The organism is Actinosynnema sp. NPDC053489 (assembly GCF_044544865.1).
Lineage (GTDB): Bacteria > Actinomycetota > Actinomycetes > Mycobacteriales > Pseudonocardiaceae > Actinosynnema.
Map to the genome: position 1 here is coordinate 20,180 of NZ_JBITXT010000017.1, position 14,197 is coordinate 34,376.

At 72.9% G+C, this 14,197-nt stretch carries 12 protein-coding genes; 5 read left to right on the forward strand and 7 right to left on the reverse strand.

Going from position 1 to position 14,197, the window contains the following annotated elements:
* Positions 1–18 precede the first annotated feature (18 nt).
* From ACIGNX_RS30175 to ACIGNX_RS30190, 4 genes are all read right to left on the reverse strand, one after another.
* Positions 19–450 (reverse strand): PPOX class F420-dependent oxidoreductase, encoded by a 432-nt coding sequence (locus ACIGNX_RS30175; protein ID WP_396544215.1) that lies wholly within the window; start codon positions 448–450, stop codon positions 19–21.
* A gap of 126 nt (positions 451–576) precedes the next feature.
* Positions 577–1,941, reverse strand: coding sequence for a serine hydrolase domain-containing protein (locus ACIGNX_RS30180; RefSeq protein ID WP_396544216.1), 1,365 nt, complete (start codon positions 1,939–1,941; stop codon positions 577–579).
* A 77-nt stretch (positions 1,942–2,018) separates the two neighbouring features.
* Positions 2,019–2,594: a TIGR00730 family Rossman fold protein gene (locus tag ACIGNX_RS30185; RefSeq protein ID WP_396544217.1), complete on the reverse strand. Its 576-nt coding sequence runs from the start codon at positions 2,592–2,594 to the stop codon at positions 2,019–2,021.
* A gap of 50 nt (positions 2,595–2,644) precedes the next feature.
* Positions 2,645–3,364: an SDR family NAD(P)-dependent oxidoreductase gene (locus tag ACIGNX_RS30190; RefSeq protein ID WP_396544218.1), complete on the reverse strand. Its 720-nt coding sequence runs from the start codon at positions 3,362–3,364 to the stop codon at positions 2,645–2,647.
* Positions 3,365–3,736: 372 nt separating this feature from the next.
* Between ACIGNX_RS30190 and ACIGNX_RS30195 the strand changes: the two genes are divergently transcribed.
* Positions 3,737–5,830 (forward strand): cellulase family glycosylhydrolase, encoded by a 2,094-nt coding sequence (locus ACIGNX_RS30195; protein WP_396544219.1) that lies wholly within the window; start codon positions 3,737–3,739, stop codon positions 5,828–5,830.
* Positions 5,831–6,164: 334 nt separating this feature from the next.
* Here ACIGNX_RS30195 and map read toward each other — a convergent pair whose 3' ends face one another.
* Complete coding sequence (gene map, locus ACIGNX_RS30200; protein WP_396544220.1) at positions 6,165–6,944, reverse strand: type I methionyl aminopeptidase; 780 nt, start codon at positions 6,942–6,944, stop codon at positions 6,165–6,167.
* A gap of 87 nt (positions 6,945–7,031) precedes the next feature.
* On the opposite strand from map, the gene ACIGNX_RS30205 reads away from it, so the two are divergent.
* The 3 genes from ACIGNX_RS30205 to ACIGNX_RS30215 all read left to right on the forward strand — a co-directional run bounded on the left by ACIGNX_RS30205 (position 7,032) and on the right by ACIGNX_RS30215 (position 9,942).
* Entirely contained in the window at positions 7,032–7,304 is a 273-nt protein-coding gene (locus ACIGNX_RS30205; protein ID WP_396544221.1) for a helix-turn-helix domain-containing protein, read from the forward strand.
* Positions 7,305–7,485: 181 nt separating this feature from the next.
* Positions 7,486–7,914: a hypothetical protein gene (locus tag ACIGNX_RS30210; protein ID WP_396544222.1), complete on the forward strand. Its 429-nt coding sequence runs from the start codon at positions 7,486–7,488 to the stop codon at positions 7,912–7,914.
* 165 nt (positions 7,915–8,079) lie between these two features.
* Positions 8,080–9,942 carry a rhamnogalacturonan lyase gene (locus ACIGNX_RS30215; protein WP_396544223.1) on the forward strand — a complete coding sequence of 621 codons (1,863 nt, stop codon included), beginning with the start codon at positions 8,080–8,082 and terminating at the stop codon, positions 9,940–9,942.
* Between the two features lie 49 nt (positions 9,943–9,991).
* Here ACIGNX_RS30215 and ACIGNX_RS30220 read toward each other — a convergent pair whose 3' ends face one another.
* On the reverse strand, positions 9,992–11,674 hold the full coding sequence (locus tag ACIGNX_RS30220; RefSeq protein WP_396544224.1) for a cholesterol oxidase substrate-binding domain-containing protein: 1,683 nt from the start codon (positions 11,672–11,674) through the stop codon (positions 9,992–9,994).
* A 188-nt stretch (positions 11,675–11,862) separates the two neighbouring features.
* Between ACIGNX_RS30220 and ACIGNX_RS30225 the strand changes: the two genes are divergently transcribed.
* The gene (locus ACIGNX_RS30225; protein WP_396544225.1) at positions 11,863–12,954 is read left to right on the forward strand and encodes a serine hydrolase domain-containing protein; all 1,092 of its coding nucleotides are present in this window, start codon (positions 11,863–11,865) and stop codon (positions 12,952–12,954) included.
* Here ACIGNX_RS30225 and ACIGNX_RS30230 read toward each other — a convergent pair.
* Entirely contained in the window at positions 12,941–14,140 is a 1,200-nt protein-coding gene (locus tag ACIGNX_RS30230; RefSeq protein ID WP_396544226.1) for a cytochrome P450, read from the reverse strand. The two genes, ACIGNX_RS30225 and ACIGNX_RS30230, sit on opposite strands and share 14 nt — an antisense overlap.
* Positions 14,141–14,197: the final 57 nt, after the last annotated feature.

Genomic DNA, 14,197 nt, shown 5'->3' on the forward strand with positions numbered 1-14,197 from the left:
GGGCCGGGGGACCCGGGATCACCCGGCCTGGCTGCCGTAGACGTGCTCGACCCGGATGGTCAGCAGGACGCGCCGCTCGGCGACCATGGCCGACCGGTACTCGGCCCAGTCCGGGTGCTCGCCCGCGGCGCGGCGGTAGTAGTCCACCAGCGCCTCCACCTCGGGGCCGTCCGGGTCGGTGCCCGGCCCGGTGATCGTCGCCGTGCCCTCGGCGGTGGCCCACCGCCTGCCGTCCCGGCTGGTGACCTCCAGCGCGACCCTCGGGTCGCGGCGCAGGTTCGCCACCTTCGCGGTCCGCTCGGTGGTCGAGATCCTGATGACCCCCGCCCCCGGGTCGTACGACGGCATGATCGGGGAGAGCTGCGGTCGGCCGTCGGCCTTGATGGTGGCGAGCACGCCGAGCCGACTGTCCGCCAGGAGCGCGCGGGCGTCGGATGCTGTGTCGGTCATGCCGGCACCAACCCGCGCGCGGCGGTCGCGTATTCCTGCTCTTGACCATCCGTTCGAGTGAAACGCGGGCCCTGTGGTCGAGGGCTCGGCCCACAGCACCCGATCAGCCGCGCCGACGGGGTTCCGTCACCGGCGGTCGGAACCCACCTTGGGCGTGGCGCGCATGCCGAAGTGCAGGTAGGGCGAACCGTCCGGCAGCTTGTAGAACACCACGGGCACCCACGGCTCGTGCTCGTTGCGCCGTGCCGCGAACAGCCCCTCCTCGACCGGGACCAGCACCGCGTTGGTCACCGCGTTGATCGCGGCCAGCTCGCCGATGCTCTCACCGCGCAGGTGCAGCAGGCCGTCCCGCTCGGTGACGTCCACGGCGTAACCCTCGCGCACGTACGAGCCGACGTACGGGGCCAGGTCCACCGCGGGCGGTTCGGCGGGCGGCTCGAAGTCCGGCACCGCGACGCCGGCCAGCTCCGTGAACAGCTCGGTGAACAGCCGCTGGTGCACCTCGGCCGGCACGCCGCCGTTGGTCAGCAGCACGGCCGCCACCCCGGCGTCGGGCACGACCCGCAAGAACGCCTTCTGCCCCACCGTGGCGCCGTCGTGCCCGATCACCCGGCCGCCGGGCCAGTCGTAGGTGACCCAGCCCAGGCCCCAGCACATGCGCGCGGCGTGCCCCGCGGGCAGCTGCACGAACGGCCGGTGCATGGCGGCCACGTGCTCGACGGGCAGCAGCACCGTGCCGTCGGCGGTCCGGCCGCCGTCGAGGTGCAGCTTGGCGAAGCGGATGACGTCGGCGGCCGTGGCGTTGATCGTCCCGGCCGGTCCGGCCGAGCGGGCCAGCCCCCACACCGGCGCGGGCACGGGCTCGTCACCCGGCTCGCCGAGGTGGCCCAGGGCGGAGCGGAACCGCAGCACGTCCTCGGGCAGGGTCACGGTGCTGTGCGCGCCCAGCGGGTCGAGCAGGCGCTCGCGCAGGGCCTCGTCCCAGACCTTGCCCGTCAGCACCTCGACGATCCGGCCGAGGACGGTGAACCCGCTGTTGCAGTAGGACATCGTCGCGCCCGGCGGGTGGTTCTGGCCCAACCCGGCGCACGCGGCGACGTAGGCGGCGACGCAGTCGTCACCGCGCCCGGTGTCGTGGAAGAAGTCGCCGTCGATGCCGCTGGTGTGCGACAGCAGTTGGCGCGGTGTCACGGTCTTGGTCGCCACGGGGTCGGCCACGGCGAACTCGGGCAGCACGGAGACCACGGGCGCGTCGAGGTCGAGCGCGCCTTCGGCGACCAGCTGCATGATCAGGGTGGCGGTGTAGAGCTTGGTGATCGAGCCGATCTGGAACAGCGAGTCCGGTGTCGCCTCCACCCCGGTGCCGCGGTGCAGCACGCCCACCGCGCACTCGTGGATCTCGCCGTCGGCCAGGACCGCCAGCGACGCGCCGGGCACCCGGTGCGCGTCGCACAGCTCCGCAAGCCGTTGCCGCCAGTGAGTGATGTCCATCGCCCGCTCCCCCCGGATTGCGCGAACCTGTTCGCGAAAAGGCTTCGCGAACGGTCAACGGTACCGACTTTCCCGGTTCATGGCAGGGAAACGTCGTCGTTCCAGGTGTACCCAAATGGACGGTAGTCGCGGAACCGGTCCAAGAGCCGGTGCAGGTCGTCGTCCACCAGCAGCATGTCCCGGTAGGGCGGCTTGAGGAAGCCTTCGGCGACCATGTGGTCGATCATCCGCAGCAGGTGCGCGAAGTAGCCGTCCACGTCCAGCAGCCCCACGGGCTTGGCGTGCAGGCCCAGCTGGGCCCACGTCCACACCTCGAACAGCTCTTCCAGCGTCCCGGCGCCGCCGGGCAGCGCCACGAAGGCGTCGGACAGCTCGGCCATCAACGCCTTGCGCTCGTGCATCGACGAGACCACGCGCAGTTCCGTGAGATTCCCGTGCGCGACCTCCCACTCGACCAGGTTGCGCGGGATCACGCCGACCACCGACCCGCCGGCGGCCAGTGCGCCGTCGGCCAGGGCGCCCATCGTGCCGACCCGGCCGCCGCCGTAGACGACCCCGATCCCCCGTTCGGCCAGCGCGCGGCCAACCTCCCGGGCCGCCTCGACGTGCCGCACCCGCCCGCTGGAGGACCCGCAGAACACGCACACCCGCATGGGTCACACGGTAGGGCTTCGCCGGCAGACCGCCCGGCGGGAGGCCGCGGTCAGCGACCCAGGCCCGCGCCGCCGTTCACGCCGAGGACCTGGCCGGTGACGTGCCCGGCCTCCGGGGAGGTGAGGAACGCGACGGCCGCGGCCACGTCGGCGGGTGAGCCGGTCCGGCCGTTGGCGGGGTTGCCGACGAGCTCGCGCCTGCGCTCCTCGGACAGCGCGCCGCCGAAGAACTCGGTCTCCTCCGTCACGCCCGGCGAGACGACGTTGACGGTGATGCCGCGCCCGCCGAGCGCGAACGCCAGGTCCGCGGTCCACGCCTCGATCGCGGCCTTGGCCGCGCCGTAGCTGCCCGAACCGCGCCGGGCCGCGATGGAGCCGATCGTGACCACCCGGGCGTCGTCGGCCAGGCGCGGTTCCAGCGCCGCGGTCACCAGCACGGCGGTGAGCACGTTCGCCTCGAAGTTCGCCAGCCACAGCTCGCGCACGTCGGCCAACCCCTCGGGTGCCGGGCGCCGGCGCGCGAGGTTGCCGCCCGCGTTGTTCACCAGCACGTCGACGCGCTCGGGCAATTCCGCCGTCGCCGCCCGCACCTGCTCCGGGTCGGCGGCGTCGAACACGACCGCCCGCGCCCCGATTTCCGCCGCCGCGGCGGTGAGCACGTCGGCCCGCCGACCCGTGATGACGACGTCCACGCCCTGCTTCGCCAATTCGGCCGCCACCGCTTTGCCGATGCCCGTCCCGCCACCGGTCACGACCGCTGTTCTCGTCATGCCTGGTTCCTATCAGCGGGACCGGCCGGGGTCGATCCGCCCCTCGGTCGAATCGCCGTTCACACTCGTGACCAGTTCACATGCATGATCGACCGGGTTCCGGCGCGCAGTCGTTCGACAGCCGCCGTCGAACCCGTTCGACGGTCGACGTCGAACGCGTCGCGATTTCCGCGTCGAATGTTCTCGACTTGTGTCGACGATTCCGAATTCGCGGGTGGTGGCGGTGGGTCGATTACCGTCGAAACCCTTGCGCCACCGTTCCGCCACCGCCAACATCATGCCGAGGCAGTGCCGGAACGCGCCGCCGCGCCGCACCGCCCGCGCGCGATCGGTTCCCCCCTCCCGCTGCCGCACGCGATTACGAGGAGCGTCATGGCCGATATGCGCGACAAGCTGAGAAGAATCCGTTGGCGGGTGGGCCTGCTGGCCACCGGGATGGCCTCGTTGCTCGCGGGCGCGGGTGTCGTCGCCGTGACCGACGCCCAGGCGGCGGCCGGATGCCGGGTCGGGTACTCGGTGGCCGGCCAGTGGCAGGGCGGGTTCAGCGGCAACGTCAGCATCACCAACCTGGGCGACCCGATCTCCGGCGGGTGGCGGCTCACGTGGGCGTTCCCCTCCGGCCAGACCGTCACCCAGGCGTGGAACGCCACGGTGACCGCGTCGGGCAGCCAGGTCACGGCCACCAACGTGAGCTACAACGCCGCCATCCCCACCAACGGCTCGGTGTCGTTCGGCTTCAACGGGTTGTGGACGGGCTCGAACACCGCGCCGTCGTCGTTCGCGCTCAACGGAGTCACCTGCACCGGTGACGTCACGACCACGACCACCACGACGACCACCACCACCACCACGACCACCGGGACTCCGCCGGTGGGTGACGCCATGGCGCGGGTCGCGGAGATGCAGCCGGGCTGGAACCTGGGCAACTCGCTCGACGCCGTGGGCGCGGACGAGACCGCCTGGGGCAACCCGCGCATCACCGAGGCCCTGCTGGACAACATCCGCGCGCAGGGCTTCAAGAGCATCCGCATCCCGGTCACGTGGAGCGCGCACCAGGGCGGCGCGCCGGGCTACACCATCGAGGCCGCCTACCTGGCGCGGGTCAAGGAGGTCGTCGGCTGGGCGCTGGCCGACGGCTTCTCCGTGCTGATCAACCTCCACCACGACTCGTGGCAGTGGATCAACGCGATGCCCGCGGACCGGACGAACGTGCTGGCCCGCTACAACGCGGCCTGGACGCAGATCGCCGGCGCCTTCCGGGACGCCTCGCCGAAGCTGGTGCTGGAGAGCGTCAACGAGCCGCAGTTCGCCAACAGCTCCGGTGACGCGCAGAACGCGCAGCTCCTCGACGAGCTGAACACGTCGTTCCACCGGATCGTGCGCGGCACGGGCGGCAACAACGCCACCCGCCTGCTGGTGCTGCCCACCCTGCACACGTCCTCCGAGCAGGCGCGGGTGGACGAGCTCGTGGCGACGTTCAGCGCGCTGAAGGACCCGAACCTGGCGGCGACGTTCCACTTCTACGGCTACTGGCCGTTCAGCGTGAACATCGCGGGCGGCACGAAGTTCGACGCCACCGTGCAGAAGGACCTGACCGACTCGTTCGACCGCGTGCACGACGCGTTCGTGGCGCGGGGCATCCCGGTGATCCTCGGCGAGTACGGGCTGCTGGGCTTCGACCGGCACACCGGCACCATCGAGCAGGGCGAGAAGCTCAAGTTCTTCGAGTTCCTGGGGTACTACGCCCGCACCAAGAAGATCACCACCATGCTGTGGGACAACGGCCAGCACTTCGGCCGCACCTCGTTCCAGTGGAGCGACCCGGAGCTGATCGCCCAGATCAAGTCGAGCTGGACGACCCGGTCCGGCACGGCGTCCTCCGACCAGGTGTTCAGCGCCAGGTCCGCGGCGGTGGGCGACAAGACCCTGACGCTCAACCCCAACGGCACGTCGTTCGTCGGCCTGCGCCAGGGCGGCACGGACCTGGTGCGCGGCACGGACTACACCGTCAGCGGCGACCAGCTGACCCTGAAGGCGTCGCTGATCACCAGGCTGAGCGGGTCGCGGCCCTACGGCACGAACGCGACGCTGTCGGCCCGGTTCTCGGCGGGCGTTCCGTGGCGGATCAGCCTGATCACCTACGACACGCCCGTGGCGGCCAACGCGACGGGGACGACGAGCTCGTTCGCCATCCCGACCCAGTTCCGCGGCGACCAGGTGGCCACCATGGAGGCCAAGTACGCCGACGGCAGCAACGCCGGTCCGCAGAACTGGACGTCGTTCAAGGAGTTCGACGTGACGTTCGCGCCGGACTACACGGCCAACACCACCACGCTCAAGCCGGAGTTCTTCGCCGAGGTGGCGGACGGTTCCCGGGTGACGCTCACGTTCCACTACTGGAGTGGCGCGAAGCTGACGTACTACGTCACCAAGTCCGGGTCCTCGGTCACCGGCTCGACCGCGTGACCCGACCGCCTCGCCCTGCCGGGAGGCCGCGCGGCCCGGAGCACCCCGCTCCGGGCCGCGCGGTTCTCGCGTAGCCGTGCTCATGCGCACCGCCCGGCGAAGCCGGCCGGGTGATCGACGGGGAACGGCGGAAACGGCCAGGGCCGGCGTTCGCGGGGTTCCCGGTCCCGTTCGCCCCGACGGTGGCGCCGGTGGCGGCGTTCCGGACGGGGTGGTTCGCCGACCTGGTCGGCGCGGCGGCGACTACGCGTACGCGTTCATCGTGGTCGTCGTGGTGCTCCTCGCGGTGGTCCTCGTCGCCCTCGCGCGGTGGGGCGGCGGCTTGTGACCGGGTTCAGCGCTCGCCGTCGCGCCGGGTCAGCACCAGCGGCTCGTCGTCGGTGACGGCGATCGTGTGCTCGGAGTGGGCGGTGCGCGAGCCGTCGGCGGACCGGATGGTCCAGCCGTCGGGGTCGTAGGCGATCCGGTCGGTCGTCTGGGTGAACCAGGGCTCGATCGCGAGCGTCAGCCCCGGCCGCAGCTCCAGGCCGCGCCCCGACCGGCCCTTGTTGGGCACGTGCAGGTCCTCGTGCATGGTGCGGCCGATGCCGTGACCGCCGAACTCGGTGTTCACCGGGTAGCCGTACTCGCGGGCGACCGCCCAGACGGCCGCCGAGATGTCGCCGAGCCGGTTGCCCGGGCGGGCTACCGCGATCGCCGCCTCCAGCGCCTCCTCGGTGGCGCGGATGATCCGCGCGTCCTCCTCGCGGGCCGCGTCGCCGACGATGACCGTGCGGGCCGAGTCCGCCACCCAGCCGTCGATGCCGACCGCCAGGTCCGCGCTGAGCACGTCCCCGTCGCGCAGCACGTAGTCGTGGGGCAGGCCGTGCAGGACGGCGTCGTTGACCGACAGGCAGATGACGTTGCGGAACGGGCCGCGGCCGAAGGACGGCGCGTAGTCCCAGTAGCACGACTCCGCGCCGCGCCGCGCGATCATGCCGCGCACGTGGTGCTCCAGGTCCAGCAGGTTGACGCCCACCTCGGCGAGGCGGCCGACCTCGGACAGCACCTCGGCCACGAACTGCCCGGCCACGTGCATGCGCCGGACCTCGTCGGGCGTCTTCAGTTCGATCACGAGAACCTCGCGTCCCCCGGTAGCGGTATAGTTATACCGAAACCCTAGCACTTGCCGGTACAGTAATACCAGCCCTATCCTGGGCGCATGGTCCGTCAACCGCTCACCCCCGAGCAGGTCGAAGCAGGCAGGCGGTTGGGCGTCGTGCTGCGCCGCGCGCGGGCGGGCCGCGACCTGGCGGCCGTCGCGCACGCGGCCGGCATCTCGCCGGAGACCCTGCGCAAGATCGAGACGGGCCGGCTGCCCTCGCCCGGGTTCGGCACCGTCGTGTGCCTCGGCGAGGCGCTCGGCGTGCCGATCGAGGAGCTGGCGGCCACCTGGCGCGGCAACGGCGGCCTGCCGCTGGAAGCCGTTTCCTGAGCGGAGGACCGGGCCGGCGCCGCGGGTCCACACCGGACACTCTGCACCGCGTGGCCGTCACCCGGCAGCTCGTCCGCATCCCCGCCCCGCACCTGGCGGCCTGCCGCCGCTCGGCGGCGGAACCGCACGAGCTCTGCCCCTTCCGGGCGGCAGCCCCGGTGGACCACCGGGACCCGGACCGGTGGCCCGGCCCGCTGCGCCGGGCCTGGGCGCCGACCCGCGCCGACACCGCGACCCCGGCCGTGCCGCGCCGCGCGTTCGACGGCGCCGAGGAGGTCCGGCCTACCGGGACCACCCCGGCGCGATCTTCGACCACCCCGTCACCGCGCTGGAACCCCTCGGGGTCGCGGAGGTCCCCCGGGCGTTGCGCCGGGTGACCTCCGACGACGTGCGCGCCATCGTGCCCGCGGACCGCGAGCGCGCGGCGGACGCGCTGGGCACCGCGGTGCGCGACGTGACGGGCGACCTCGCCGAGTTGCCCGCCGGGCAGCACGCCGTCGCGCGGGACTTCCACGAGGAGGCCGCGGACCGGGGTCTCGCCGTGGTGACGTGGTGGGGCCGAGGTCGAATGAAACGGTTCACCTTACGCGGTGACTACCGCTCCCCTTGACTGGCCGTCCAATGCCCGCACGCACTGATACGTTTCAGACCATTGCGCCCGACCGGTCCGCTGGGTACGGTCGCCAACCAGGCCGTCACGCACCGTCGCGGCCCGAGTGCTCCCGCCGCCGAACGTGTTCGAAGACAACGTCGTTCTCGCACATGTGGAGGTAGCGTGCGCGCAGGAACCGTCGGTCGCGGGTTGGCCGCGATCGTGCTCGTGGCGGCGTCGGTGACGACGTCGGCCGCCCTCACCGCCCCGGCCGCGACCTCGGCGACCGACCCCCTGGTCGAGCACCTGGACCGGGGCCTGGTCGCCGTGCACACCGGCACCGGCAACTACGTCGGCTGGCGCGTCCTGGTGGACGACGCGCCGGGCACCGCCTTCAACCTCTACCGCGACGGGGTGAAGGTCAACGCGACCCCGATCACGGGCTCGTCCAACTACGTCGACAGGGGCGCGTCCCCGACCGCCCGCTACGTCGTGCGCCCGGTCGTCGGCGGGGTGGAGCGGGTCGGCGCGACCGCCGATGACCCCGCGCTGCGGTTCACCGCGGCGTCGGGTGACGTCGGCGTCGCGGCGAGCACGCGGGACGTCCCGCTCCAGATCCCGCCGGGCGGCACGACGCCGTCCGGGGAGAGCTACACCTACAGCGCCAACGACGCGAGCGTCGGCGACCTCGACGGCGACGGCCAGTACGAATTCGTGCTGAAGTGGGACCCGTCCAACGCCAAGGACAACTCCCAGTCCGGCTACACCGGGACCGTCTACCTCGACGCCTACCGGCTCGACGGCACCCGGCTGTGGCGCATCGACCTGGGTCGCAACATCCGCGCCGGCGCGCACTACACGCAGTTCCAGGTCTTCGACTACGACGGCGACGGCCGGGCCGAGGTCGTCGTGAAGACCGCCGACGGCACGCGGTCGGGCACCGGGCAGGTGATCGGGAACGCGAGCGCCGACCACCGCAACTCGTCGGGCTACGTGCTGAGCGGACCGGAGTACCTCTCGGTGTTCCGGGGCTCCGACGGCGCGCTGCTCGCGTCGGCGGACTTCGTGCCGCCGCGCGGGACCGTCTCGAGCTGGGGCGACTCCTACGGCAACCGGGTGGACCGGTTCCTGGCCGGCACGGCGTACGTGGACGGCTCGCGGCCCAGCATCATCATGGCGCGCGGTTACTACACGCGGTCGGTCATCAGCGCGTGGGACTGGCGCAACGGGCAGCTCACCCGGCGGTGGACGTTCGACAGCAACAGCTCCACCAACGGCTCGGCGTGGGCGGGTCAGGGCAACCACAACCTGTCGGTGGCCGACGTCGACGCCGACGGCCGGGACGAGATCATCTACGGCGCGATGACCGTGGACGACAACGGGGCCGGGCTCTACACCACCCGGCTCGGGCACGGCGACGCGCTGCACGTCGGCGACTTCGTGCCGGGCCGGTCCGGCCTGGAGGTGTTCGACATCCACGAGAGCGGCACCACGGGGTTCGAGCTGCACGACGCCAGGACGGGCGCGATCATCTTCTCCAAGCCGAACAACACCGGCGGCGAGGGGCCCGGCCGCGGTGTCGCGGCCGACATCTACGCGGGCAACCCGGGCGCGGAGTTCTGGGCCACCGGCGGCGGCGCGCCGTCGAGCCTGCTCAACGCCTCCGGCGGCAGCGTGGGCCGCGTCCCGTCGTCGGCGAACTTCGTGATCTGGTGGGACGGTGACGCGCAGCGGGAGCTGCTCGACGGCACGCACATCGACAAGTACGGCACCGGCGGTGACACGCGGCTGCTCACCGGATCGGGCGTGGCGTCCAACAACGGCACCAAGTCCACGCCCGCGCTGTCGGCCGACATCCTCGGCGACTGGCGCGAGGAGGTCGTCTGGCGCACGTCGGACAACACCAGGCTGCGCATCTACGCGACCACCGACCCCACCGCCATCTCCCGGCCGTCGTTGATGCAGGACCGCCAGTACCGGGTGGCCGTGGCGTGGCAGAACACCGCCTACAACCAGCCGCCGCACCCGAGCTTCGCCCTCGGCTGAGCCGCCGCGCGGTCCCGTGCCCGGTGCGCGGGCACGGGACCGCGGGGCCTCACGGCAGCAGGACGTCCAGGAACGGGTTGCTGAACACGCGGTGCGGGTCGAACGCGTTCAGGGTGGCGCGGGCGGCGTCCCAGGTCGGGTTCGGGCCCTGCCGGTAGCTGTCGGGGACGGTGGCGGTGAGCACGGTGTGGTCCGCCCAGGCCGCCTGGTCGGTGTACGCCCAGCCCTTGGACCACTCGGCCCGGGTGGTGGCCCGCGCGCCGCTGTAGTGGGTGAAGAAGAACTGCTCCAGCTCGCGGTAGAACGCCGCCGCGCCGGGGGCGGTCGGGAACGTGAGCACGTCGAACCACACCGCGACGTCCCACTCCGGGTGGTCCTCGCGCGGGCGCAGGGCCGACAGCGCGGGCGCCTGCGCGCCGGGCACGCCCACGTGCGCGGGGTCGTCCAGGCCGCTGACGCGGATCTCCACCTGGCCGGTGACCGGGTACAGGCCGCGGGCCTGGTAGGACGTCAGCAGCGCCTGGTAGAACGCGGCGAAGTCGCTGACCACGCCCTGCACCTCGGCGCGGCTGGTCAGCACCGCGTACCCGTTGGCCGTCTCGCGCAGGGTCGTCGGCTTGACGTAGAGCAGCAGGTTCTTCGACGCGCCCCACAGGTCCGCGGTCAGCGTCGCGGTCAGCGCGGTGGCCGCGGTGGTGTACTGCAACTGGCCGAACGTCGGCGTCAGCGCCCACGCGCCGGTGATCAGCAGGTCGGCCAGGTCGGACACCGGCTCGGGCACGTTGTCGGAGAAGACGTAGTTGTAGGGCGTGACGACGTGCCGCGAGGTGGCCGGCTTGGTCGGCGCGACGCTCCACGTCTTGAGCCACGGGTGGTCGGTGAAGGCGAACCAGATGGCCTCGACCCGGCCCGCCTGGTCGAGGAAGCTCGCGAGCGTCCGGGTCGCGCCGCTGCCGGGCGGGGCGAACAGCTCGGAGACCGGGATGTCGGTGCGGCTGACGCAGCGCAGGTTCTGGTTCGCGCCGACGCGCAGGGTGACCTCGGTGACGAACGCGCGGCCCACGTGGGTCAGCAGGGCGGCGCACTCGGGCTCGTCGCGGCCGAAGGTGCGCAACCGGTACTCGCCGCCGTCCCACACCACGGCGGTCAGCGACACGACCAGGTTGCCGAGCGAGCCGTAGGTGTGGCCGGCGGGCCTGGTCTCGCCGGCGGCCGGGACCGACGTGCCGTGGCCGTTGATGGCGAGCACGCCGCCGACGGTCAGGTCACCGGGCGCGGGGCTGTTGGTGACGCCGAGGCCCGCGTCCTCCAGGAAGGTCAACAGGTCCTCCATCGACGCGCCGGTCTGGGTGCGGACCGCGTTCGGCAGGAGGGTCATGGCCGTGAGGTGGCGGGTGGTGTCGACCAGCACGACCCGGTCGGCGTCGGTGGTGCCCGGCGTGACGGTGAGCGGGGCCCAGCCGTGCCGGAAACCCCGTGGTCGCAGGGTGAAGCCCTGGGCGTGGGCCCAGTTCGCGAGGAGGACGACGTCGGCCGGGGTGCGCGGGGCGCAGGTCCACAGGTCGTCGGTGCGGATCTCGCCGGCCCAGTTCCGGTAGGACTGCCGGTACAGGTCGACGGTCGGGGGGAACGCCGGTGGCGGTTCGGCGGACACCTGGCCCGGCAGGAGCACGCCCACGGGTAACCAGGCGGCGGCGGCGAGGAAGCCGCGGCGGGGGAAAGCGGGGCTCATGGGGCGACGATAAGTTCACCTCAGGGGGCATCGCGCGGCGGCGGCGGGAGGTTGCGCCGAACAGCGCACCGCGCCACTCCACCCGGCGGGACCGGCGCGCCCGACGAAGCCGTGTGGCGGGGGGAAAGCGGGCCAGGACGGCAAGATCGAGGTCGCCCCGCGCCGGCCGATCGCGTTACGTTCCACCGGTGGCGGAGATCCGTGGCACCTGTGACGAGCGGTTCCGCGGGGTGCGCGACACCTTCGCGGCCTCGTTGGACCGCGATGACGTCGGCGCGTCGGTCGCGGTGTTCGTGGACGGCGTGCCCGTGGTCGACCTCTGGGGCGGTCACGCCGACGCGGCCCGCACCAGGCCGTGGGAGCGCGACACGATCGTCAACGTCTGGTCGACCACCAAGACGATGGCGGCGCTGTGCGCGTTGATCCTCGCCGACCGCGGCGACCTCGACGTGTCCGCGCCGGTCGCCGAGTACTGGCCGGAGTTCGCCGCGGCGGGCAAGGGCGGGGTGCTCGTGCGGCACGTGCTCGGCCACACCGCGGGCCTGCCGACGTGGGCCGAGCCGATCACCGTCCCGGAGCTGTTCGACTGGGACGACGCGGCGGCCCGGCTCGCGGCGCAGCCCGCCCGGTGGGAGCCGGGCGCGGTCGGCTGCTACCACCCGCTGTCGCAGGGCTTCCTGGTCGGCGAGGTGGTCCGCCGGATCACCGGCCGCAGCCTGGGCGCGTTCTTCGCCGAGGAGGTCGCCGGGCCGCTGGGCGCGGACTTCCACATCGGCCTGCCCGCCGAGCACGACCACCGCGTCGCGCCGGTGATCCCGCCACCGGGCGGCGCGGCGCCGGGGATGCCCGGCGAGGAGCCGAACCCCGCGATCGTGGCCGAGGACGCGAACGGCGAGGCGTGGCGGCGCGCGGAGATCCCGTCGGCGGGCGGGCACGGCAACGCGCGGTCGGTGGCGTTGGCGCAGTCGGTGCTGGCGTGCGGCGGCGAGGTGGGCGGGGTGCGGCTGCTGTCGGAGGCCGGGTGCGCCCGCGTGCTGGAGGAGCAGTTCCGGGGCGTGGACCACTACCTGCGCGTACCGGTGCGCTACGGGCTGGGCTACCGGATCGAGGGGCGGACGTGCTCGTGGGGCGGGTGGGGCGGCTCCCTGGTCGTGGTGGACCTGCACGCCCGGATGACGGTCGCGTACGTCATGAACCGGATGGCGCGGACCACGTTGGGCGACAACCGCGGGCTGTCGCTGGTGCTGGCGGCCTACGACGGGCTGGCTACCGCAGCCTGACCGGCAGGGTGCGGTGGCCGTTGGAGATGAACGACGGCACCGGCCGCAACTCCGCCGCGGGCACGGCGAGCGCCAGGTCCGGGAAGCGGTCGAACAACGCGGGCAGCGCCACCTCGGCCTCGATGCGGGCCAGCGGCGCGCCGAGGCAGTGGTGCGCGCCGTGGCCGAACGACAGGTGCGTCTTGTCCGGGCGGGTGACGTCGAACCGGTCGGCCGTCTCGCCGTGGTGCGCCGGGTCGCGGCCCGCGGCGGCGTACCCGGCCAGGATCGCCTCGCCCCGGCGGATCGTGACGCCGCCGACCTCGAGGTCCTCGACGGCGTAGCGCAGCGGCAGGTGGGCCACCGGGGCCTGCCAGCGCAGGGTCTCCTCGATGACGTCGGACCAGCCGCGTTCGCCGGAGGTGACCAGGCGGAGCTGGTCCGGGTGGGTGAGCAGGGCGGTGATGGCCTGGTCGAGGAGGTTGACGGTGGTCTCGTGGCCGGCGGCGATCATCACGATCAGCGTGTCGACCAGCTCGGCCTCGGTCAGGCCGGCGTCGCCCTCGTCGCGGGCGGCGATCAGGCCGCTGGTCAGGTCGTCGCCCGGGGTCGCGCGCTTGGCGGCGACCAGGCCGTGCAGGATCTCGTAGAGCAGGCGCTGGTTGGCGATCGCCTCCTCGGGGGTGGTCGTGGTGTCGAAGAGGCTGTCCACGATCCGGCGCAGCTCGGGGCGGACGTCGTCGGGCACGCCCATCAGCCGGCAGATCACCTCGATCGGCAGCGGGTAGGCGAAGCCGGCGCGCACGTCGACCACGTCGGGCCCGGCGGCGAGCCGGTCGACCAGGTCGGCCGCGATCTGCCGCACCTGCGGGCGCAACGCCTCGGTGCGCCGGGCCGTGAAGCCCTTCGAGACGAGGGTGCGCAGCCTGCGGTGCTCCGTGCCGTAGGCGGTGAACATGTTGCGCGCGGCGACCCAGAGGTACAGCGGCCAGTCCTCGCCGATGCCCGCCATCGCGGGCCAGTGCCGGCGGGCGTCCTTGGACACGCGGGGGTCGGCGAGCAGGCGGCGCAACAGGTCGAGGTCGCCGACCGACCACACCTCCACCCCGCCGGGGAGCACGACGCGGGCCGCGGGCCCGGCATCCCGCAACGCCGCCGCCTCCGCCTGGATGTCCCGGCCCGCGGGGTCGAGCACGTAGGGTTCCATGCACCCATCGTTACCGCATGATCACTTGGCGTACAAGGCATTGTGCGGGGTCGGCGG